Source organism: Marinifilum sp. D737 (genome assembly GCF_026672275.1).
Classification (GTDB): Bacteria; Bacteroidota; Bacteroidia; order Bacteroidales; family Marinifilaceae; genus Marinifilum.
Window position 1 is genome coordinate 1 of sequence record NZ_JANQCD010000016.1, and the last position, 24,068, is coordinate 24,068.

Genomic DNA, 24,068 nt, shown 5'->3' on the forward strand with positions numbered 1-24,068 from the left:
TGACACAAAAAAGTGCGGGGACGACACAGCGAGCTCCGTTTATGACACAAAAAGTTGCGGGGACGACACAGCGAGCTCCGTTTATGACACAAAAAAGTGCGGGGACGACACAGCGAGCTCCGTTTATGACACAAAAAGTTGCGGGAATGACATAAAAACACCGCTTGACGATACAGCCCCCACTATTAATACATGAAAACCAATAGGAATAAAACAGAAACTCAAGTACTCCTGCTTTAAACTATTGAATCTCTCTCAACTATCATTTGATAGCCTAGCGAATGCATTTATAAACGTCAAAAATACCACTTGTAGATACCAATTATTTTTCATCTGACATGCTCCTGCCCGCGCAGTACTTGTCATTAATTCCAATCAAGCAATGAAAAGAATATTTTTTACTTATCGCGAAATGAAAAGAAGACTTGATGACTTCTATAATGCAAACCAGGCAAAAATTGATGCCATTCCTGTTCTGAAGGAAATTTTTGATGCCTTATTTGTCAGCTTCAACAAGTTTGAATTGTCCTGGGAAATCCTCACACAGGATTATTCGGGTTCTACCCTTAGCAAAAAGAATGTGAAAAGTCAATTGGCCAAGCATCTTTCCAATTGCAATATGTTGGTGTACAACTATTGTATTAAAAATGAGATCATATATGAATTGCCTAATTTTAGAGGTAGTGATGTTTATTTGAAACGACTATCAGACGAAAAGTTAATTAGTAGAACTGAATACAGCATTCAATACCTGGAAAAATTGGGTGAAACGATTGGCGAAACCGGCCTTTCAGCTCAGGATTTGGAAGATTTGAAAACCCTGTTTATCAGCTACGAAGGTCTGGCGCCAAGGCCAAAGGTTTTGATTGGCAAACAGAAAATTGCCCAACAGGACCTAAGCGATGCTCATACAGAGGGTCTGCTCATCATTCAGGAAAGGTTGGACAAGGTGATGGAATCGATGTTTGAGGATGCGGAACCTGATTTCTATCATACCTATGTGGAAGCCTCGGAAATTGAGAAAGCCTACTCCAGCCAATTGGCTTTGAAAGGTTCCATTTTGGATAAAAACACCAAATTGCCCGTTCCACAAGCTCACATAATTATCGAATCCATCGGTTTGGATCATGAAGTGAAGGGAACAAAAGGAGGTTTTCGAATCAAAAACCTGGAACCTGGCACTTATACCGTAAAAGTGGAAGCAGTTACCTACAAAAGCATCAGCTTGGATCTGATTCATCGACTGGGAGAAACCAATGTGCTGGAGATTGAACTTGAGACAGTCGAATGAAAAGTCGAATAGTCCAATAGTTTAACAGTCAAACAGTCGAATAGTCGAATAGTCGAATAGTCGAATAGTCGAATAGTCGAAAGGTAATTGAATTTGTCCTTCATTAAAATTAGAATGAACAAGGAGGTGCGAACTCTCAATTAGTAATTAACAATGAATAATTAAACAAGAGGTGCGAACTCTCAATTAATAATGAACAATGAGTAATTAAACAAGAGGTGCAGAGGGCTGTGCCTCTTTTATTCTTACTGTTGAACAGTCGAATAGTCAAAATGTGTGAAAAGTTGAAAAGTCTGGAAGGGTCTGGAAAAGTAGAAAGGTAAAAAGGTGGAAAGGTAGAAAGGTAGAAAGGAAGGAGATTTACGAAGATCTCAAAGGACTAGACGTGGATGATGGATAGTATAAAATAGGTCTTCAGAAAAATTACGAATGACGAATTGCGAATTACGGTTAAACACAAAATGTCCGCCATAGCTTTAGCAAAGCTGGCAATAACAAATAGTACCACGAAGGAAAACAAAGGCTATTCACAAAGATCTCAAAGGATTAGACGCAGATGTTTATGATGGATATGATTTTCGCGGATAAGTTTCGTCCACAGATGAACACAAATAAACACAGATAAAAACAGCCAGCTTTCAGCAGGCAGTTCGAGCCAGTTGTCATCCCGAGGAAGCGAGGGATCTCTCTATCAATTGGTAATTAATAATGAACAATGAGTAATGAAGAATTAGGGCTTCGACTACGCTCAGCCACCAAGAACTTGAAGAACTAGACGTAGATCTTAATGATGGATATGATTTTTGTCCACATATGAACACAAATGAAACTGTTTCCTTAAAAACCTTATGGTTTCGAAACTGTAAATTCATATTACTAATTACACATTAGTAATAATTCATTATCTAAAAAGCCTATAAAATACAAAACCCGAAGAATAAATTCTTCGGGTTTTTGTTATACATTCGGCTTTGTAAGTACACGATACTACTAAGGCGGTAAAACACAAAATATTAAATATACATCCTTTAATATTTCCTTTTATTTAAATCTTCTTTTTACCTTGCAACTAGCTGTAAATATTAATTAAATCGATAATGCGATGAAAACAATATTAGTAGATGCTATTAATACGTTTGTAATTTTGGACAAAGGAATTTTCCATGAGATGTATCAAATGCTTGAAAAATTTCCTAATAGAAAAATAATCCTTACCGGTGCTGACGATATACAAATAAAGAAATTTGGCTTAAATAAAATGCCATACCAAGTTTTCACTTTGAAACATAACCCCGAAAAAACAAACCCTAATTATTACAGAAAAATGCTAGATCATTTTAATCTAACAATAAAGGATGTTATTTATTTTGAACATCATATTGATGCTGTAAAAAGCGCGGAATCAATTGGAATAAAAACATTTCATTATAACAAAGACAAAAAAGACTTAACTGTACTAAAAGCTTTTATCGATCAAAATATTTAGAAAATCAATTCATACAATTCTAATTGTATGATCAGTTACAGTAACGACACCAAAAAGCCCAAAGAAAATTCTTTGGGCTTTTGATTTACAATCGGCCTCTTGAGTGCTAACCTACTATTGAGTTGGTACGCCGATGTTATTTCTTAATTAAATACGTTCAGAATTGCCATTTTGATTCTATCTCTTTCTTCATCCGTCATATTTGAACCAGAAGGAAGACATAATCCATCTTCAAACAATTTTTCTGAAGTACCATCTCCATAAAATGGGCATTCAACGAAAACTGGTTGCATGTGCATTGGCTTCCATAGTGGACGGCACTCTATGTTCTCTTTTTCCAGCTCTAAACGAATGTCTTCACGAGTAATTCCATTTGTTTTTGCAGGATCAACCAAAATTGAAGTCAACCAGTAATTTGAGTAATAATCCTCATTGGGCTCCTCCAGTAAAGTTACGCCATTGACATCTGCAAACAGTTCCTTGTAGAATTCAAAATTTGCACGGCGTTGTGCAACACGCTCATCCAATACTTCCATTTGACCACGACCAATACCAGCCACAATATTACTCATTCGGTAGTTATAACCAACATGTGAGTGCTGATAATGAGGTGCATTATCTCTTGCTTGAGTTGCCAAAAATCTTGATTTCTCAATCAGTTCCTGATCATCAGAAATTAAGGCACCTCCACCTGATGTAGTAATGATTTTGTTTCCATTGAAAGAAAGAATACCAAATTTACCAAAGGTTCCCATGGACTGTCCTTTGTATTTGCTACCTAAAGCCTCAGCGGCATCTTCAATCAAAGGTATATCATACTTGTTGGCGACAGCCATCAACTCATCAACCTTACCTGGCATACCATACAGGTACACACAAAGAATTGCCTTTGGTTTCTTTCCTTTGGCAATACGATCCTGAATGGCTTTTTCCAATTGAACAGGACACATGTTCCAAGTATCCTTCTCAGAATCCACCAAAATTGGAGTTGCACCTACATAGGTAATTGGATTTACCGTAGCTGAGAAAGTAAAAGAAGAAGCAATTACTTCATCTCCTGCTTTTACTCCCAACAAAACCAATGATAGGTGGATTGCAGCAGTTCCTGCACTCAAAGCTGAAGCATGAGCTGATCCTGTATAATTCTGCAAATCTTCTTCAAAGCCATTCACATTAGGGCCAAGTGGGGCTACCCAATTGGTATCATACGCTTCCTGAACGTATTTCATTTCGTTTCCTCCCATGTGTGGAGAGGAGAGCCATATTTTTGGGTTCATATGATAATAATTTTCTTAATAGTTGCCATATGGAACTTACCATGAAAAAATAACTATTCATTAAAGTTTAATAGTTATTTCCTCATGGACGTTTCATATCTATATTAATAGTTTGTTCTAAATACCGTATTCCAGATAATTTTGATATCACCCCATAAAGAATGATTATAGTAGTAATCCAAATTGATTTTAACCTTATCTGGAAAAATTACTTCATCATTGTATTTTTGAGGATCATCTACAGAGGCTAGAATCTCTTCTTCATTCGAATATTTTAAAGAAGCAGGTCCTGTTATACCTGGTCTTAACTTCAATACTTTTCTGTCTTCTCCTTGCAATTTATCTGCATAGCCAGGAACATCTGGACGAGGACCAACTAGGCTCATCTCTCCTTTCAGTACATTCCACAATTCAGGCAGTTCATCCAATTTGTATTTTCTTAAAAAAGATCCAATTGGTGTAATTCTCGCCTCTCCAGCAACTGAAACAGAACTTCCTGAATGAGATATAGTCATGGTTCTGAATTTTACCATTGTGAACAACTTCCCACCTCTACCAACTCTTTTTTGCTTGAAAAGTGCTGGACCATCTGGCATTTGAATTCTTATTAATATCCAAACGATAAGAAACACAGGTATAAAAAACAACAAACCTATTAATGAAAGAGTTATATCAAAGATTTGTTTCATGACAAATTTATTTCTTGGTTATCATATACTTTATAATCATTATCTATATCAATGAAAGCAGCATGGGCTGGATATAATTGCCTTGTTTTTTTATTGGGCATTTTCATAAAATCTGATCCATATCGCATTTCCAAATAACCTTCAACATTTTCCAATACAGGTAAATTTAATTGCGAAAATGTCACATATCTAGCTTTCCCTAAATATTCAGTTGGAAAAGAGGTGTTTTTAAACTTAGCCCTACCAAAGAAATGTCCTACTTTCATTGATGAGGATTGATTTTTTGACCGTACTACACCAATTAAAAAACGCTTGATTGAACCTCTAATAAACATTTGTGAGAAATACATGCCAATCTTTTTAACCTTCGAGTCCGTATTATATCCTCGTTTCGAAATAGTCATTGCTGTCAATAATCGTGCACAAAAGAATTGAATATATCTTAAAATTTTATTGCTGTATGCATTATTAAGGCACATAATGTCAATATAGAATCCTTTATGCATATCTCTACTTTTTGTATCTTGCTCTATAAAGGTTGTTCCATTCATGCGCAATTTTGTGAAAAACATAGGCCATTCTTCCGTGTCCTCCTTTTGCAAATAAAATCTGTCCTTATCAAGATATTTATCACAAGCACGATAAAACTTCACATAATTATCATATGTCATGAACACATCAAAGTCATCATCCCATGGAATAAATCCTTTGTGCCTTATTGCACCTAGGGCAGATCCACCCATCAAATAATAAGTAATTCCATGTTCCTTGCAGAAAGAATCCATATATTCAACAATCTCAAGAATTTTTTCTTGAATTTGAATCAATTCAACTTTTTCCATTTTCACTAGAGTTTCTTTGCTAAAAAATAAAATTTACTTAATATTCTCTTCACCAACGGTATTCTTGATAATAAATTGACAGTTGATCTTATTACCTTAAACATATATATTCTTAGTAATAGTAAGAATCTAAATTTAACCCAACGGTGAGGGTGAGAACTTATTATTAACGACTGTTCCTTATTTAATAATTCAACCAAACCTTTAATTCCTTTTAAGGGAACATTTGGCGCTTCAGTATTATCATTGTTTGCAATATCTGTAATTAAATTCCATCTATAACCAGCATCCGAAACGTAGGCAATTTTATTCTTAGATAATGAAGGAAAATCCACAACAATATCTAAAATGTTAGAGTATTTCTCCTTGATAGATTTTTTCCTAAAAAAATCCTTATTAGAGCTCCACCCATTTCTATTCATCACGGGATTACCATGGGGACAAACAGTCATTACATCGAACCCTAAGTCTTTAAACTTTTTCAAAGTCTCGTCGAATTCTAGTTCTGCTGCAGTCCAATCACCATTATTAGAGTCTAGAACATCATAGTGATAAGTGACTTCATGTCCCATATCCTGGATTTCTCTAAAGATTTCAAGGTTAGATTCATCATTTAATAAATATGACTGAACGTAATAGGTCGATCTTATATTATAATTGCTTTCAATCTTTGCTATTCTCAACGCTTTTTTAGCATTGGTTTCGACATCATGCTTTATTAAAACAAAATTGTCTTCATTTAATTTTGATAGTTCATTAGCAATTAATAATTGCTTTTTGTTCTTGCTTAACTCTTTACAAAAAAAATTCCAATCCGAATATGCAAACATATCACTCCTACTTATTATATATATTCTCTAAAACCGACCGTAAAAGAGTCGACGAAACATTATCCGTATATTTAAAATACTCAACAGAAGAACCTCTCCTGTTTAACTCTGCTTCTACTTCAATAAATAACACATTTCCCTTCCAATCATCCCCAACAAACATTGCATCAAACTTGTATTTTTCATAAGCCGCAATTTTATCTCTATGTTCCTGAGGAACTACCTCATCCACATATTTTATCGATTCTAGAATTTCCCTTCTCTCCTTATATGGTATTACCGGTGTTTTATTCTTATATTTTTGAACAAGCTCATCTGTAGAAACACCAACTATTAAATAGTCACACATCTCTTTTGCTTGCTTTAAAATATTAAGGTGTCCTATGTGAAATAAATCAAAAACACCCGTAGTGTAACCAATTTTGTATTTTTTCATAATATTTAACTTCTAAATAGTGTTTTAAAAATAAAGCCTCTTAAGTTATTAGGCAGAGCAACCTGAATTATAAAACGAATAATGACATTATAGGAATACTTAAAAAGATTTATAACATTGTTTTTCATTAGAAATTTTTGTAATTCTTGTTCACTTTTAAAGTATTTCCAACCTCCTCGACGCTTATACATCTCATTTCCCACCCTAACATGAACTAGTACTTCATCCAAATTCATGAATATCTTATCTGCTAAACACATCCTAGCCCACAAGTAGTAATCTTCATTGTTATACCAATCTATATACCCCCCTACTTCAATTATATCAGACTTCTTAAACATGACAGTTACCTGGTTCATAGGACATCTGGATTTTAAATATTTTTTTATATCCAGATCTGTTAATTCTACCAATCTACGACCAACAATATTATTAGTACTATCGATAAACTCATCTATATAACCACCAACAATACTAACTTCAGGATGTCTTTTGAAACATTCTATTTGTTTTGCAAACCTATCTGGCAATGATATATCATCACTATCCATCAAGGCTACCAAGTTATTTGTACAGTTTTCCAAGCCTATTCTCCTGGCATTACCATGCCCCATATTTTCATCAAGCCAAATTACCTTTAATATATCCAAGTTTTGATCATAGCCTTTAATAACGCTTTTCATGTTATCGTACACTGGACCATCTACAACCAAAATAATTTCATTTGGAATTAATGTTTGATGAATAATACTTTCAATGGCATCCTTAAAGAAAGTGATATTATCATTTTTATAAACAGAAATTGAGACTGAAAAATCGAACATATATAATATCTTTTATAAAAATTTTGAATAGTTAATTATAGATTGTTTTCCTACTTTTTGGTAATCGAACATCATCGCGAATTGATATGCATTATGTGAAAGTCGAAGGTATTCCTCCAAACTTACTTGTCCAATTTTCTTTATATAGTTTTCATCAAATTTGCACCCAAATTCAAACTTATACAATTCATCCAATAAGTTGGTTCCCTCTGACAAAATTTGAGGAACGCCATATTGACAACTCTCTAAAACGCTCATAGGAAATCCTTCAGATCTACTAGGTAAAATGGAAAAATAAGCACCTCTCAGAACTTTTTCTTTTTCCTCACCAAAAACAGGACCATTTAATATAACTATTTTGTCCAGTCCTGATTTTTTCGATATACCTTTAAGGTGATTTTTATACTCATTATCTGCCCCATAAAACGTAAACTTAAGACCTGAACTCAATATAACTTCCTTATTTTCAACAATACTTTGAATAAGCAAATCCAGACCTTTTATTTTCTCAAGGTATCTACCAAGAAATACTATGTTCTTATTAGAATACCTTTGCGTTAATACACTATCATCAATTGAATCGTTTTGAACTTTTAGACAATTTCCTAAAACAAAGGATTCTTTTAAATTGTGAATACTTAATTTTTTTTCATTCTCTGTTAAATAATGCCCCACAACTTTAACTCGCAATAGCTTAACTGCTATAAAAAACAGATAATGATAAATCTTCTTTTTTGTAGAGAAACCAAGCTCCCTGCTAAATGCACCCCTGGGAACAAGAACTATAGGTGTTTGCCTTTTTAAAAAGAACAGCAACAATATATAATTAAACTTATAAAAGCTATGTAGACAAACCACATCGAACTTTCTTATCGCAGTAAAATCAATAAATAACTTTTTATATAAATTGAAAACAACAACATTAGATTCATTTTTCACCTGTCCCTCGATTAGATTGGGAACACTAAAACTCATCCCACTAACATTATTTTTTTTTAATGTAGTTAGATGTAATATATTCAAATTCATTTAATATAAACTTTTCCAGATTACAATAAACAGTTTTAATTACTTAGTATGGGAAAATTATTTTTCTTCTCTCTTTCTACCAACCCAATAATCAAACCAATAATAGACATTAATATTACACAATCCGCATCCAAATACACACCACTAAAAACAGATTTAATAACAAAAACTATCATGCAAGAAGTATAAGCGAGTAAATAATGTCGAAACTTTCTAAAAATTTGGACTAAGTAATGTAAAAGCGATAACAATATAAGTGCATAAATCGTTAACCCAATTAATCCAAAATCATATATAAGTTCTAACCAATCAGAATGAGCGTATAATGCGATGCCAAATTTCTCTTTAGTTATAATAGTTGTAGAATAAAATCCGTGTCCAAATAAAATCTCTAAAATTGATTCAGAATTATACCATCCCTTAAATACAGTCATATACAATAACGCTCTTCCTGAAGTTCCGTCTCCACTTTCAAACCTCCCAAGGATTATATCATAGTAATTAAGCAATACATTATATAATCCAACAAGAACAGCCATAATTATCAGGATCTTTAATCCTTTCACCAATATATTTCTACTCTTCATTTTAAAAAAAGAGTACATTAATAAAATGAAAGGTAAGGACACAGCGATAATTGCCCCTCTTTTTCTTGAAAATAGAATTAAAAGAAATGCAATAATAATTATAGGAATAGACATTTTTTTACGAGCAAATAAAATAAATGCTGGAAATAAAATGGCTAACATATAACCTAAATTATCTCCTCCTAGACCCGCAACATCACCATACTCACTTAAATCTCTCATAAAGGAAAAGACAAATTTTAGTGATGATATAATAAAAGTTAAAACGAAGAATAAATACAAGTCCTTTTCCTTTACTTGCTTTTTATAACCTATATAATAGAAAAAGCAGAACGACAATAACACGTTCAAAGAGACCAAGACATTTTGAAAAAAGAAAGAAAAAATCGAATATAGTAAAAGCACATAACAGAATAATACAATTAATGTATTAGGTAACGGTCCAACTCCCTTAATACACTGAACCTTTACACTGTAATAAACAAGTGCAACAAAAAGACTCAGCTTAAAGACTTGTTGCAACATTCTGTAAATTGGAACATCATTAACAGCACCTAATGTATTTATCATTAATAAAATAACAAACACAACCAATACTCCCAATTTTGTTTTATCAGCATAAATATAATGCATTCTTTCTTTAATCATCTTGCTCGGAGGTATTATAAGAAACAGCTGCACAAGTATATCTCGAAATACTTTCAATCATTAACGACATAAAAACATGTACTAATTATTATTGTGATCTTTGAGAAATTGTTCTAGAATCAATTCCTCCAAAGTAAAGTCTTCATGAACCAGTTCTAATTCTCTATTCCAGTAAAATGAACCATCGCCACCATCAAAACCAAAGCAATATGAAATCTCAACAATATGTGGATTACCTTCCTTATCCAAAACAAAATCGAACGACATAGATTGTGCTTTTAGTCTTTTTTGAATATCAAAGGCAACTTTCACTAAAAACTCTGGAATCAAAGTTGGATCTTCATAGGACATTCCCGCCCCTGACGCTCGAAAATCATTTTCACGAACTTTTCTCATGCTTCCCCATGCACGATCACCTACAACCACAATTCGGTAATCACAATCAGCACCAGCAATAAATTCTTGAAAATATACGTATCCCTTTTCTTTAGGAAACTGTTTTCTAGCGTGAGTCATATATTTCACAAAATTTGGCAATCGCTTTAATCGATTTAACACATCACCTCTTTTTCTTGAAACCTTGAGTTTTGTCGACACGTCTGCTAGAATTTTGGGTGCTGGAGACAAGCCAGAACTAAACATTTTATTACAATATTTCTTAGCCTGTCTAAAATTTTTCAATAGAACGACATTATAAGAACCTGCACCTCTTCTTAGCTTAGCTACAATAGGATATTCGGCCTCATCCCTCAGCCACTTCATAGCAGTATCCTTGTGATAAAACGGCCAAGATTTTACTACAGGAGCATCTATGGCTTCTAAAATGTATTTTTCAGCAACTTTATCATCAAAATACCAACCTGTATTAAAATCAGGATATACTTTAATATCACAACTGCCTAGCGAATACAATACATTTCTTGCCATTAAAATATCTTCCGGCAAATTATGATTAAAGTGCCATAAAAAATGTGTTACATTTTCATTCTTCAGATATTCAATTATATCAGCACTATAGGCATCGACTGTAATATAATTTAATCCATTAGCTTCACAGTATTTAATGCTCTTTTCATTTAATCCTGTGCCATTATGAATTGCTATTTTCATCTTGTTTCATTTTTTTAAATTTATAGAATAGACCACCTCCCATTATAGCTCTTGATAAAGTCAAATTTAATGCAGCTCCAACTATGCCAAAATAATAGATCAATGGGAAAGCACTCACAAACCCGATTATTGAAGCCACAAAAGTATTTTTCATTACCAGTCGATCCATTCTCATAACAATAAAGTAGTTCAAACCGTAAATTTCATACAAAGTAATTACAAATATACTTATAGATAATATGGTTAAAACACCAAAAGCATACTCATAATCTATCGCTAGATACCAAAAAATCAATTTATAAAAAATGATTGGCCCCAAAGTTAAAACCAAGCCACATAGCAACATACTCTTCTCAAACTTACTAAATGCCTCTTTTACGCGATTGAGATATGGAAAGAAAACTCTTGAAACGATTCCAATTAAGGTAACACCTAACTCAGCAATTTTTTTTATAGCATCATACGTACCGACACTACTATTACCAATTATAACTCCTAGCAAAAAAGTACTAGTATTATTGTACAGATTAGGCATAAATTGATTAATAAATATCGGATAATTATCAACCAAAGTCTTTCTCATTCGAGAAAAGCCAATCCAATAGATCTTTAATTTATACTTTGAAATTAAAACATATTGTCCTATAATACCTGATATTAAAAAACCAAGACTCTGAAAAAGAGGATAAAGCCAATAATCTTCAGGTTTTTTAATGAATAGGAAAATACCAATGGCAAAAAAAACTTTAATGCTAACATTAAAGATTGTAATGTATTTCATCTTCTCGATTCCCTGAAAAAACCATTCTGGAAAAAGTGCATACCCCACTATAATTGGTGCTGTTAAGAAAAACACATTACTTTCAGCAAAAAATGGTTTATAAAACCATACAATTAAAGAAATTATAATTAAAGACATGACACATAAGGCCATCTTAACTAGCATCACCCTACTATAAATAAGAGAAATAGATTTCAAATTTCCTCTATGAATTGAAACCTCTCTCGTAGCGGTAACCCTGAAACTATAATCGGTTATTGTAATAAAGTAATTTATTAAAGAAAATGCTAATACAACTGTTCCGTAATTGAATGTCCCAAGAACTCTCAAAAGATAAGGTAAAGTAATTAGAGGCACTATAATACTTACAACCTGTAGAGCTGAAAGAGAAATAAAGTTTTCAAGCAAAGTTCTTATATCTCTATTCGCTAACTTCTCTTTAAATATGTCAATTAATCCTGATAAAACCATGCGTAAACTAACCTATCAAATATCGTCCAACTTTAGTCTTCAAAAAACTTATTACAATAAGAGATGTAACAGATAATGTTATAATCAGAATGTAAAATGGAAATACAAACGATGATACCTTTTCTGATAAGGATGTGAAATCAATCAACCAAACTAACACAAATTGATGCACAACATATATACCATAGGACCAATCATTTAAATATAAAAATACTTTACTAAGAGTATTTCTATTTACTAAATATTTATTGACAAATCCAAATAGTGATAGGATACCCAAAACAGACAAAGGTACCTTTAATGCAAAAAGAATAACTTTTAAAACCATAGTCGGCTCATAGCTATATTTTATGAAATAGAATAGGCCAAAAGAAATTAGAAATAACAATGTTATAATCAGCACATTTCTATATGAACTTAAAAATTGGGTTAACAGATTCTTATTAGCCACATATAAATACCCTAAATAGAAATATAGCAAGTATGACATCATGGAAGAAATTCCAAAAACATTCGGTACTAATGGTGAGACAAAAAGGAGTAAACCAGCAAGTAATATAATCCAAAATGGTTTCTTCATAAGAATATTAGTTGTATAATACGCCACAATATAGCAAGCAAAAATCATTGGTAGAAACCATAAATGACCAACTCCATTAGATATTACAAGAAGTGAATCAATTAGACTATAATCTTTTTGCGCATATTCAAAAAGAAGATAATATAACAAACCAAAAAGAAGACAGGGCAAATAAATTCTTTTAAATTTCTTTGCTATAAATTTCTTTGGATCATCTTTCCTCCCTAATGTTATTGTTTGATATCCGAATAGGTAACCTGAAACAAACACAAAAGCTTGCAATTGAAAGCTAATAAAAAATGGATTTATCCATTGATAAAAAGTAACATCAAGAATATGTCCAGGCTTTTCCCAAACTCCTGAATAAATGGCAAATGAGTGTCCTATTACAATACTCAATATGCATAATGGACGAATAATTGCAATATCTGTTAATACTTTTTTTTGCATATATGTTTTTTAAGGGATAATTGAAAAGTTATCAAAATCAATACAAGGAAATTATTTTAAATTTTCCCAATACCATTTGCATGCTTCACTTAAACCTAATCGAATATCATACTCAGGATCATATCCTAGAATGGATCTACCTTTATCAATATTTGCAAGAGAATGAGGAATATCTCCTACTCTATTCTCTCCATGTATAACATCCACATTTAATATTTCTGAATCAAACTTTGATAAGTTTTCTTTAAGAATATTGAACAATTGATTTAAATCCGTACGATCTCCGTATGCAACATTAAAAACACTTTTACTACCAACTCCAACCTCTAGTATCTTATCATAAGAAACGATTGCAGCTAATTGATTTGCCTGAATAACATTTTCCACATAAGTGAAATCTCTTGAAAACTTACCATCTCCATTAATGACAGGACTTTCATGGGCCATTAGCTGCATTACAAATTTCGGAATCACAGCAGCATATGCTCCATTGGGATCTTGTCTTCTTCCGAAAACATTAAAATATCTTAAACCTACAGTCTCAATTCCATATGTATCTGTAAAGTTTTGAGCATAAATTTCATTTGCATACTTGGTAATGGCATATGGAGACAAAGGATTTCCAATAATATGCTCCACTTTAGGCATGATAGTTGAATCTCCATAAGTAGAAGAGGATGCTGCATATACAAAGCGTTTCACTCCTTCTTCTTTTGCTGCAAATAACATTTTCACAAACCCACCAATATTTACATCGGTTGAAGTCATAGGGTCCTTTATTGATCGAGGAACAGACCCTAAAGCGGCCTGGTGAAGCACATAATCACACCCTTTAACTGCTTTTACACAGTCCTCAAAATTACGAATATCCCCCTCAATCAAGGTAAAATCCTTATTCTGCAAGGCAAGCTCTAAATTTTCTCTTTTCCCAGTAGCAAAATTATCCAAACAAACTACTTGATTTCCTTGCTCTAAAAGTCTATCAACAAGATTGGAGCCAATAAAACCAGCTCCACCCGTTACTAATACTTTTGAGTTCTCAATGATTCTCTTATCAGTCATTATAATCTACCGTCTATCAATTCCTTATTCCAAATTCCCTTAATGTCATAAATCACCGAATCATGACCATTACGTAGTTGCGTGAGGTCTAGGTCTCTAAATTCATTATGTGCTACCGCAAGCGTTACAGCATCATACTTCACACCCGCATAAGAATCAACCAAATCTAGATTATATTCCTCTTTAACTTCTTCTTTGTTAGCCCATGGATCATACACTTCTACCTTACATCCATATTCTTTCAACTCATTGATCACATCAATCGCCTTGGTATTTCGGATATCCGGACAGTTCTCCTTAAAAGTTATTCCCAACACCAATACTTTGGCATTACGAACGGCATGCCCTTTAGCAATCATCTTCTTGACGATTTGAGATGCAACCCAAGCTCCCATTCCATCATTCATACGACGTCCAGCCAAGATAATCTCAGGGTTGTAACCTGTTTCCTGAGCTTTTTGCGCCAAATAGTAAGGATCAACACCAATACAGTGTCCACCAACCAAACCAGGTGTAAATGGTAGGAAATTCCACTTTGTACTTGCTGCTTCTAAAACATCTTTCGTGTCGATACCAAGATTCGAGAAAATCTTTGCCAACTCATTTACAAAAGCAATATTGATATCGCGTTGTGAGTTTTCAATCACTTTTGCCGCTTCTGCAACCTTAATGGTAGGAGCCAAATGAGTACCTGCAACAATTACTGATTGGTACAATTCATCAACCTTTTTACCGATCTCAGGAGTTGAACCAGAGGTAACTTTCTTAATTTTAGTAACCGTATGTAGCTTATCTCCCGGATTGATTCGCTCAGGAGAGTATCCCACAAAGAAATCCTTATTAAATTTCATACCTGATACTTTCTCCAATACAGGCACACAGTCATCCTCAGTTGCTCCAGGATAAACAGTGGACTCATAAATCACAACATCATCCTTTGATAATACTCGCCCAACAGTTTCTGAAGCTTTTACAAGAGGTGTTAGAACTGGACGGTTGTTCTTGTCTGTAGGCGTTGGAACTGTGATTATATAATAATTACAGTCCTTTAAACAATCATTAGTAGTAGTTAAGAACAGCCCATCGCCTAGTTCGTCTACCAATACTGATTTTAAATTTTCATTATCTACCTCCAAAGTTGAATCAACACCCGAGTTCAATTCATCGACACGCTCTTGGTTGATATCAAATCCTACAACCTGAAATTTCTTCGCAAACTCAACAGCTAAAGGTAGACCAACATACCCAAGACCAATAATTGCAACTTTTATATTTTTATCCATGATTTTATTAATTGTTATGGGATTATTTTTATTAATTATAATTAGACATATTCATAAGATTCAAATAGCTAACCAGAAAAGAATTGATCACAAACATCTTTTTCAAACAATCACTCTCTTATCGTTGTATTTATCAATCGCTTATTCAACTTTTTCTTCTAACCACACAATCTTAGCTTTAGCAATAAGTTGTTTTCCATATACCAAACTCACTCCAATAACACCTCCAAAAAATGTCCATATTACCAAAATCATGGAACGTTTAGGCTTAGATTTATCATATGGAATTACAACAGGTTTTATAATAGTAAAAACCGGTGTATCTTCCTTAACCTGTATTTTCTGTTTTTCCAACTGTTTGGCCAACTCAGAATAAACTCCATAAACCAAATTATAATCAGCGGTTAACCTTTCCAGTTCTGTTTGTGCAGTAGCTTTACTAACATTTTTATTCCGATCTAAAAAGCTTGCTAAATTCTTTTGAGCCTTTATCGACTCCATTTTTTTCTCAGCGTACCTTTCTTCTACAAATGACAGTTGATCATTTGCTTTTTGAATTTTAAAATCTGTAATGGCATCTTGCAATAGTATTTGTGCCTTCTGTACCATTTGAGCAGCTGCCTTAGCTTCCGGCATCTGTGCGGAGAGATATATGTAGCCATCTTTATCATTTACTTCTAAAGATAATTGCGACAACAAGATCTTGATTAACTTTTTCTCAACAAATGATATTGACTGCAAACCCTCTTCTGAATTCAATTCAACATTTACATTAGCAGATGTATTTCCTTTGATAGCCCCAATAATTAAACCTGGCAATCCGACAGTATAATTCTTTATATAACCAAACAACCCAGGCTTATAAATTTCATTGTAGTATGTTGCAAAGGTTACTTTGCCCTCTTGTCCTTTTATTGTCAAAGGTGTTTTCATCATTTCCTTTAAAAAGGGCACACTCTCCATTAACTTAGGGTAAAGTGTTGGAGGGATATCTGATCCACCTCCCATAGATCCAAGATTAATTCCAGCCATTGCAGCTAAACCACCTAAACTTCCTCCCAGCTTTGATCCACCTTCAGCAGATTGCGGCACCATGGTACAGGAAGCGGTGTATTCTTTTTCTGAGAAGATGGCTACGAATAGGCCCATAAACATGAAGATGACGGTTGTTTTGATGACGGTCTTTCTGCCTTCCCATAGGGTTTTGGCGAGTGCAATTAGGTCGATTTCGTCTTCGTGCTGAGAACGAATTGCATCGGTTTGGTTTGTGTCTTTTATATTGGTCATTATATCTTTTTATTTGGTCATTGGTTAACTGGTCACTTGTCATTGGTTGAATCGTCACTCGTCACTTGGACTATTGACTACTGACCATTGACCAGTGTACCATTGACTATCTTTTTCCAATTGATCGAATGTATGCATTTAGCATTTTTGCTATCCGGATACTTTCTTCTTTCAAATCCTTATAAATGGCTTCATCAATTAAGTCTCTATCATTAGCTTTTCTCAACCAATTTTGAGTTTCATACAAAGATCCACGAGCGTAAAACAAAAAATTCTTATTTTCCTTATAATGGTATCGTCCGTATCCTTCACTAATATTAGCTGATATTGAATCGGCCGATCTTACCAATTGCTTTCCTATTGTCGACTTTTCGAAATACTGCCAGGCATCCACCAATTTCCAAATCTTCTCTTCAAAAGAATAGGCCAATTGATAAACTTGTAAATCTTTTAAGTCTGACATAACTTTATTCGTTTAATTCGTCACTGGTTGATTGGTCATTGGTCACTGGTCACTGGTTGATTGGTCATTGGTCACTTGTCATTGGTTGAATCGTCACTCGTCACTTGGACTATTGACTATTGACTATTGACTACTGACTACTGACTACTGACTACTGACTATTTTATCTCGTTGCCACCGCTATTGCCGTAATCAAACTCGCCAATGTTGATGTGAAGGCCAGCCACTTGCTTGCGTTTGCAGCTTTGTCCACTTCTGGTTTTTCCGGAACGATGATTTCACAGCCTGGTTCGATTCTTGGGAAGCGTCTTCCGAATAATCCGCCTTTTGTAGCTGCTGTTGTTCCGTTAGCATAGAGCACATATACCTTTCCTTTCTTGGCTCTTTGGGCAAAACCACCTGAGCTCATGATGTAATCTTTTGCTTTTTTCTTGTCCGTAAAGGTATGTGCCACCGGATTCAATACCGATCCTGAAACCATTACCGTTTGCAGTTTGGAAGGTACCATCAACTGATCCCCATCCAAAACTTGCAGATCTTCCACACAACCCGAATTCTTCATAATCTTTGGCAAATCAATACCCACAATTTGATACTGTACCTTTTCTACCTCTTCGGCATTCATGGTGGTATCCTGTATGGCAATGGCCAGCTTTGCCTGGTATTCTGCTTCGCTCAATTCTATTCTTCTGCGCAAAGAGGCTCCTTTCACATAGGCTTCAGGGGTCAAACCTCCTGCCCTGCGAATGACATCAGATATTTTTTCATCCTTGCGGGTGATTCCATACTCTCCGGCATACTTTACTTCCCCCTGCACACTGGCTGTTCCCTGAGGGCGATATCCCGGTGCACGGCGAATGTATACCTTATCGAAAGCATTCAGAATAAAAGCTTCCCCTTCTGCATCCAGCTTCAGGTTGCGATCCAATCCATATTGATAGGTATGCAATAATGATTTGGTCAATTCTTTGGTTTCGTTGTAATCCAATACACGGCTTACTTCTACAGAGCTAACCTCTGCATTTTCAAGAAATCCACCTGCCTGGAAAATCAGGTCGGCAATTTTCATGTTCTCTGCCCAGGCATAGCTTCCCGGGAATTGTACTTCCCCAACAATTTCAACCGTACGCGCTTCGCGCAGATCGAAAATGGAAGAGATCTGAATTCGATCTTCACGCTGCAAGAACACATCTGTCTTACCATTCAAGACTTCACGTGGTGAAAATGAGATGGCCTCCAGGCTTAAATCCTTTTGCTTGCGGGTAATTACCCCACGCTCCATAAAGGCTTCCTCTTTCAGACCTTCTGCTTTTGCAATCAATTCAGAAAGCTTCATTCCTTCCAACAACTGGTAATCACCAGGACGATAGACTGCCCCTTCTATGCTGATTCGATTTTCGAAACGCTCTGTAATGGCACCTGCCTGAATGGAATCTCCATTCATCAATGTAATTTCACTGTATTGATCTGCAGTTACATCTACAAAACTCAAGGTGCGAGAATTGTTGCGATACAAATCCAAAGCATGGGTATAAGCCTTATCGGTAAAACCACCTGCGTAACGCAAAATGTCGGCTACCAATTCGCCATCTTTGGCCTCAAACAAACCGGTACGCTTGAATTCGCCCGCTACCTTAATGCGATTCACATATGGACGAACCATGATCACATCCTGATCACGCAATTGCACATTGTTTTGCGTTTTGCCATCAATTAAATATTCATATACATCAACCGAATTGATCACCTTTCCATCACGAATCAAATCGATTACACGGAAAGATCCATTTTCATTTGGTCCTCCTGCCAAATACAGGGCATTGAAAACAGAAGCGGTTGCCGGTAAAGCGTAGGTTCCTGGCAGGTTCACCTCCCCAATCACATTTACCTTCACTCCTTTTAATGCCCCCAGGCTCACATCGGCAAATGTATTGGGCTGATTCCCTTTCATGCCATTGTAGATGGAAATTAACCTGGATTTGATTTTTGCACTGGCTTTCGCAAAGCTCATTCCATATACATTGACCGGACCCAAGTCAGGAATCATAATGGCTCCATTTTTCTGAACCACTAACATATATGATTGTTGAGATGCACCATAGACTGCAATATTCACTTCATCTCCTATTCCTAAGGCATAAGAATCTGAAACTGGAACATCTACATTGGGTGCAAAGCTTAAATTCTCTGAATTGAAAAAATGAAAACCAAAAATCTCCTTGTTTTTTTCCGTCGCTTCGAACTCCTTCTTCTCAGACAGCTCCTCTCTTTGCTCATCTGCAAACATGCTGGTATCTCGCAATGCATTGTTTTGATTGCCACCAAACTGATTCTTCATCTTGTACTCCCGAATGCGCTGAGTCATCTGATCGATTTGCATTTGAGAAGCTCCCCGAGCACGAGCCAAAGCCATGGCTTCTTCCAGGCTCATCCCATTCTTCTCCATTTCGGAGATGATTCTTTCAATTTGCTTGTCGCTTAATGCATTTACATTTACCGTAGCCGGGTTGATATTCGTATTTTGTGCCTCTGCTCCCAGAGCAGCAAAAGCGAAGATCAATCCGAGGAAAAGAGTTTTTCGAAATAATCGAATCATAATTGTATTTTATTAAAATGCTTATGGTTTACACCTATTTATTCAATCTAGACCGTTTTGCTTTGATCAAACCCCACTTTTGTCTGATCAAAGATTTTTACAGTTGCGCAAAAATAAAAAACTGTCGTCCAATTCCCTAATTTTTGAACCTGTATTATCTTATTTTTTTCTAACATATTTTTCACACAAGAGTAAAATCCCAAAACTCAATCCTGAAAGCTTTCGGGACCAAAACCCAAGTTTAATGACCTAAACGCTGTGTTCAGTGAACAGTGATCAGTAAGCAGTAATTAGTATCCCCTACATTCCGATAATTCGGAAGAGCATAAGGTCTGTTTCTTTTTTCTATTCCTCTTTTTACCCCTAAATCCCCTGAAGGGGACTTTCTTTCTGCATTAAACAAGCCACTTTAAAGTACAAAACGAAGCGTCTCATGACTAAAAGGAATAATTAAAGGGTAAACGTAGGACGAAATCCAATCCAGTAAGCTTTCGGAATATAAAGTAGCTATGCGTTCCAAACCCTGCATACCCATTCCACTTTTCCACCTTTCTACTTTTCTACTATTCTACCTTTTTACTTTTTGAATTTTCTTCCGTTGCATGTAAACGATCTTCATTAATCAAGGGCATGTATTTGCGACGACATTTGCCTAAAACACATAGCTTGGGCTACATTCGCTTTGCTCATTTGCCCAAGGCTATAAAGATTACGCCCCCCTGGGGCTTTATTTACAATGACCATTCCCCTGTGAATCATTAACCATTCATAATTGAGAGAAATCCTTCTCCCTATTCTGAATGGTAGAGAGATGACTACAAAATTGGAATGCTAACTATTTACTTACTTCCTGAACTTTTCCATCATTCTACCTTTTCACTTTTCTACTTTAATTTTAGCGTGTAATAGTAATAAGAATATCTCAATAAAAAAGCTGTCAAAAGTGTCAAGTTCGATTGCCTTCCAGATCCTTAACATTTGAATAAAACAAAAGCTGTTTTACACATGATGCAAAACAGCTTTTGACTTATCTTTTTAGATGTTTAACTCAACATCTCTTTGATTTCTTCAGACAGGCTTTGCTTCCCAACCAACTTGGTTTTTGACACGAAACGTTTATCCAATTGCTCATAGATTGAGTTCATCGATTTAAACTCCGGCACTATGGCTTTCATGTGAGCTACAATCTTGAAATTATCGTTACTTTCCAACAATTCATAAAACTGCTCAATCAGCAACTGCACCTCTGCCAATTCATACTCTCTCACCTTAGCGACCATAATGCGAGGATGCTTGGTTGGAATGGTATTTTCTTTTACATTCAGCAACTCCTCGTATAATTTCTCACCAGGCCTTAAACCTGTAAATTGAACCTGAATATCTTCTCCCAATTTCAATCCACTTAATTTGATCATCTTATAGGCCAAATCTGCAATCTTAACAGATCTCCCCATATCAAAAATAAAAATCTTCCCTCCGGAACCAATTGCTCCAGCCTGCATCACCAACTGACAAGCCTCCGGAATGGTCATAAAATACCTGGTAATTTCAGGGTGAGTAACCGTAATTGGCCCTCCTTTATCGATTTGAGCTTTAAATCTTGGAATCACCGATCCGTTCGATCCCAAAACATTACCAAAACGCGTGGTAATAAAATGCGTAGGACATCCCGGATAATTCAATGATTGTGTATATATCTCCGCGATTCTTTTCGATGCTCCCATCACATTGGTAGGATTCACCGCTTTATCCGTGGAAACCATCACAAACCTCTCCACTCCAAATTCAAGAGAAAGATCGGCAATATTTTTTGTTCCCAACACATTTGTTTTAATCGCTTCGGAAGGATTGTTTTCCATCATGGGAACATGCTTGTATGCCGCTGCATGATACACCAAATTGGGCTTATACACATCAAACATCCTTTGGGTTCTCTCCTTGTCGCGCACATCTCCAATTACAATTTCAGCATTGTAAAAATTCAACTCTTCTTTCAAAGACAGTTCAATATCATACAATGGAGATTCCGCCTGGTCGAACAAGACAATACATTTTGGAGAGAAACGTGCAACCTGACGAACCATCTCGGAACCGATAGATCCAGCAGCCCCTGTAACCAAAACAGTTTTTCCATTCACCTGCTCGTTGATCTGATCCCAATCGAGATTAATTGGATCGCGCTCCAATAAGTCCTCAATTTTAATGGCCCTAATTTGCTTCACACTCAATTCACCATTCACCCAACTTTCAAATTTAGGCACCTCCCAAACTTTTAAATTGAATTCAAGACATTTCTCAACCACCTCGCTCTTTTGAGTATGCGTTAAATCTTTTTTGGCAATAATGACCTTATCTACCTCCTTGCGCTCAATCAGATCCTGCAAATCGGAAGTACTATAGATCTTCACATCCTCCAGTTTACTTCCCACCTTTTTATTATTGTGGTCGATAAATGCAACGATAGAACTATTTACTTCGCTACCACTATCCAAAGCATGCTTTGCCATGATCCCAAATTCATCACTTCCGTAAATCAATATGTTTTCACGAATCTTAGAGCGAGTTAAATACCTATAGTAAATAGCCTTGAATATGATACGACTACTGGTCATTAAAAAGACAACCGCAATGTATTCGATAATCAAAATTGAAAAAGGTACAATAAAGACACCATCCCTCGCCACATAACTTAACAAATTGAATAAGGTAAAGACTGCAGATCCTATGGAAACTACCACAAATATCCGTTCTGCATCTTTTGAACTTGTATACCTAACAATTCCCGCATAAGTCCCTCCATATAAAAAAGTCAAAGCCCTTAACAATACAAACATGGGAATAATTACCTTTGCAGCATTCAAATGAATCTCTTCCAGATTAAAATTAAAACGCAGAAGATAAGCAGCTGTAATCGAAACTAAACTAATGGCTAAATCGATCACAAAAACAATCCAACGTGGAGTTGTCTTATCAAAAATGTTAATTTTAGGTAAAGTCATAATAAACAATTTATAGTAGTATAAGTAGCATTATTAACTCGTATGGTCAACTTGACAAAAGTACAGCCTTAATTTATCAAAAGCAAGTGTCAAACTTGTCATTATTTTTTTTTAATCAAAACTAAAAATCCCTTTACATTGATTTAGCATCCATTCATCATAGCCTAAGCCATTACTTTTCAGATGATAAATTACACAAACGGTTGCGTATTCATTTTACTTTTTTTTCAATTATTATACCGTATTATTCAAGCATTACCCTACACAGCTTTAAATAATTATTTTAACAAACTATATTTGAAGTCTTTAGAAAAGTAGAATGGTAAAATAGTAGAAAAGTGTAATGAGTAATGAGTAATGAGTAATGAGTAATGAGTAATGAGTAATGAGTAATGAGTAATGAGTAATGAGTAATGAGTAATGAGTAATGAGTAATGAGTATGCAAAGTTCGGAAATTGAATTTACAAAACGTAATTCGTAATTGACAATTCGTAATTTTATATCTCGAAGAGTCGGAACCAGCAAGCTGGCTTTATATCCCAGTAGCTTTAGAGTTTGCTTTGGGGATTTGAGATGAGCAGATACAAAAAAACCACCTCAAAAGCTTGAGATGGTATTATTCATTGATTCCCGATAGCTATCGGGATATTCATTGAAAATAAAGTGGCAAACCTATAAGCCGGGTCCTGTCCTCTTCAAAAGAGTTTCTATCATTTATCTTGAACATTTGTTGCCAAATGTCTCTAGCAATCTACCCCCCGACATCGGCCGAGTAAGCCTACAGCTGACGGTATACTTGATCTTGCAACACATAAGGTACACGGCTACCCATGTCACCACAGGTACCGGTGAGCTCTTACCTCACCTTTTCACCCTTACACCAATAAATTGGAGCGGTTATTTTCTGCTCTACTACTAAAGCCTTTCGACTTTCTTCCAGTTAAGAAGTATGTTACTCTGCGTTGCCCGGACTTTCCTCTCTTTCTTGCGAAACAGCGATAGAACGGTTTGCCTGACGACAAAATTAATAATTAACAATGAGTAAT

The 24,068-nt window shown here is 35.1% G+C and carries 19 protein-coding genes and 1 other RNA gene; 2 read left to right on the top strand and 18 right to left on the bottom strand.

All coding sequences use genetic code 11. The annotated features are described in order from the left end of the window. The first annotated feature begins 382 nt into the window (after positions 1-382). On the top strand, positions 383-1,291 hold the full coding sequence (locus NQ163_RS10910; protein ID WP_268190360.1) for a carboxypeptidase-like regulatory domain-containing protein: 909 nt from the start codon (positions 383-385) through the stop codon (positions 1,289-1,291). A 1,102-nt stretch (positions 1,292-2,393) separates the two neighbouring features. After that, positions 2,394-2,777: a hypothetical protein gene (locus tag NQ163_RS10915; RefSeq protein WP_268190361.1), complete on the top strand. Its 384-nt coding sequence runs from the start codon at positions 2,394-2,396 to the stop codon at positions 2,775-2,777. A gap of 143 nt (positions 2,778-2,920) precedes the next feature. Here NQ163_RS10915 and NQ163_RS10920 read toward each other — a convergent pair whose 3' ends face one another. The 18 genes from NQ163_RS10920 to rnpB all read right to left on the bottom strand — a co-directional run bounded on the left by NQ163_RS10920 (position 2,921) and on the right by rnpB (position 24,037). Next, positions 2,921-4,054 (bottom strand): DegT/DnrJ/EryC1/StrS family aminotransferase, encoded by a 1,134-nt coding sequence (locus tag NQ163_RS10920; protein WP_268190362.1) that lies wholly within the window; start codon positions 4,052-4,054, stop codon positions 2,921-2,923. 104 nt (positions 4,055-4,158) lie between these two features. Continuing rightward, a complete protein-coding gene (locus NQ163_RS10925; RefSeq protein WP_268190363.1) occupies positions 4,159-4,743 on the bottom strand; it encodes a sugar transferase in 585 nt (194 codons plus the stop codon). Then, complete coding sequence (locus NQ163_RS10930; protein WP_268190364.1) at positions 4,740-5,585, bottom strand: LicD family protein; 846 nt, start codon at positions 5,583-5,585, stop codon at positions 4,740-4,742. Before NQ163_RS10930 ends, NQ163_RS10925 begins: the two co-directional genes overlap by 4 nt. Positions 5,586-5,590: 5 nt before the next feature. Continuing rightward, positions 5,591-6,415: a hypothetical protein gene (locus NQ163_RS10935; RefSeq protein ID WP_268190365.1), complete on the bottom strand. Its 825-nt coding sequence runs from the start codon at positions 6,413-6,415 to the stop codon at positions 5,591-5,593. A gap of 7 nt (positions 6,416-6,422) precedes the next feature. Next, a complete protein-coding gene (locus NQ163_RS10940) occupies positions 6,423-6,851 on the bottom strand; it encodes an adenylyltransferase/cytidyltransferase family protein (protein ID WP_268190366.1) in 429 nt (142 codons plus the stop codon). 5 nt (positions 6,852-6,856) lie between these two features. Then, positions 6,857-7,675, bottom strand: coding sequence for a glycosyltransferase (locus NQ163_RS10945; protein WP_268190367.1), 819 nt, complete (start codon positions 7,673-7,675; stop codon positions 6,857-6,859). Positions 7,676-7,687: 12 nt separating this feature from the next. Then, positions 7,688-8,704 (bottom strand): glycosyltransferase, encoded by a 1,017-nt coding sequence (locus NQ163_RS10950; RefSeq protein WP_268190368.1) that lies wholly within the window; start codon positions 8,702-8,704, stop codon positions 7,688-7,690. 35 nt (positions 8,705-8,739) lie between these two features. Next, the gene (locus NQ163_RS10955; protein WP_268190369.1) at positions 8,740-9,939 is read right to left on the bottom strand and encodes an O-antigen ligase family protein; all 1,200 of its coding nucleotides are present in this window, start codon (positions 9,937-9,939) and stop codon (positions 8,740-8,742) included. An 81-nt stretch (positions 9,940-10,020) separates the two neighbouring features. Continuing rightward, the gene (locus NQ163_RS10960; RefSeq protein WP_268190370.1) at positions 10,021-11,049 is read right to left on the bottom strand and encodes an ATP-grasp domain-containing protein; all 1,029 of its coding nucleotides are present in this window, start codon (positions 11,047-11,049) and stop codon (positions 10,021-10,023) included. Beyond that, positions 11,030-12,301 carry an oligosaccharide flippase family protein gene (locus NQ163_RS10965; protein WP_268190371.1) on the bottom strand — a complete coding sequence of 424 codons (1,272 nt, stop codon included), beginning with the start codon at positions 12,299-12,301 and terminating at the stop codon, positions 11,030-11,032. Before NQ163_RS10965 ends, NQ163_RS10960 begins: the two co-directional genes overlap by 20 nt. A 7-nt stretch (positions 12,302-12,308) precedes the next feature. Next, positions 12,309-13,331, bottom strand: a complete 1,023-nt coding sequence (locus NQ163_RS10970; protein WP_268190372.1) for an acyltransferase family protein — start codon at positions 13,329-13,331, stop codon at positions 12,309-12,311. 51 nt (positions 13,332-13,382) lie between these two features. Then, positions 13,383-14,393 (bottom strand): SDR family oxidoreductase, encoded by a 1,011-nt coding sequence (locus NQ163_RS10975; RefSeq protein ID WP_268190373.1) that lies wholly within the window; start codon positions 14,391-14,393, stop codon positions 13,383-13,385. Continuing rightward, positions 14,393-15,676: a nucleotide sugar dehydrogenase gene (locus NQ163_RS10980; protein ID WP_268190374.1), complete on the bottom strand. Its 1,284-nt coding sequence runs from the start codon at positions 15,674-15,676 to the stop codon at positions 14,393-14,395. Before NQ163_RS10980 ends, NQ163_RS10975 begins: the two co-directional genes overlap by 1 nt. A gap of 141 nt (positions 15,677-15,817) precedes the next feature. Continuing rightward, positions 15,818-16,963 carry a Wzz/FepE/Etk N-terminal domain-containing protein gene (locus tag NQ163_RS10985; RefSeq protein WP_268190375.1) on the bottom strand — a complete coding sequence of 382 codons (1,146 nt, stop codon included), beginning with the start codon at positions 16,961-16,963 and terminating at the stop codon, positions 15,818-15,820. Between the two features lie 106 nt (positions 16,964-17,069). After that, on the bottom strand, positions 17,070-17,426 hold the full coding sequence (locus NQ163_RS10990) for a four helix bundle protein (RefSeq protein ID WP_268190376.1): 357 nt from the start codon (positions 17,424-17,426) through the stop codon (positions 17,070-17,072). A gap of 163 nt (positions 17,427-17,589) precedes the next feature. Further along, entirely contained in the window at positions 17,590-20,022 is a 2,433-nt protein-coding gene (locus NQ163_RS10995) for an SLBB domain-containing protein (protein WP_268190377.1), read from the bottom strand. Between the two features lie 1,043 nt (positions 20,023-21,065). After that, entirely contained in the window at positions 21,066-23,021 is a 1,956-nt protein-coding gene (locus tag NQ163_RS11000; RefSeq protein ID WP_268190378.1) for a polysaccharide biosynthesis protein, read from the bottom strand. Between the two features lie 660 nt (positions 23,022-23,681). Then, positions 23,682-24,037: RNase P RNA component class A (gene rnpB / locus NQ163_RS11005), an RNA gene on the bottom strand. Between the last annotated feature and the right edge of the window lie 31 nt (positions 24,038-24,068).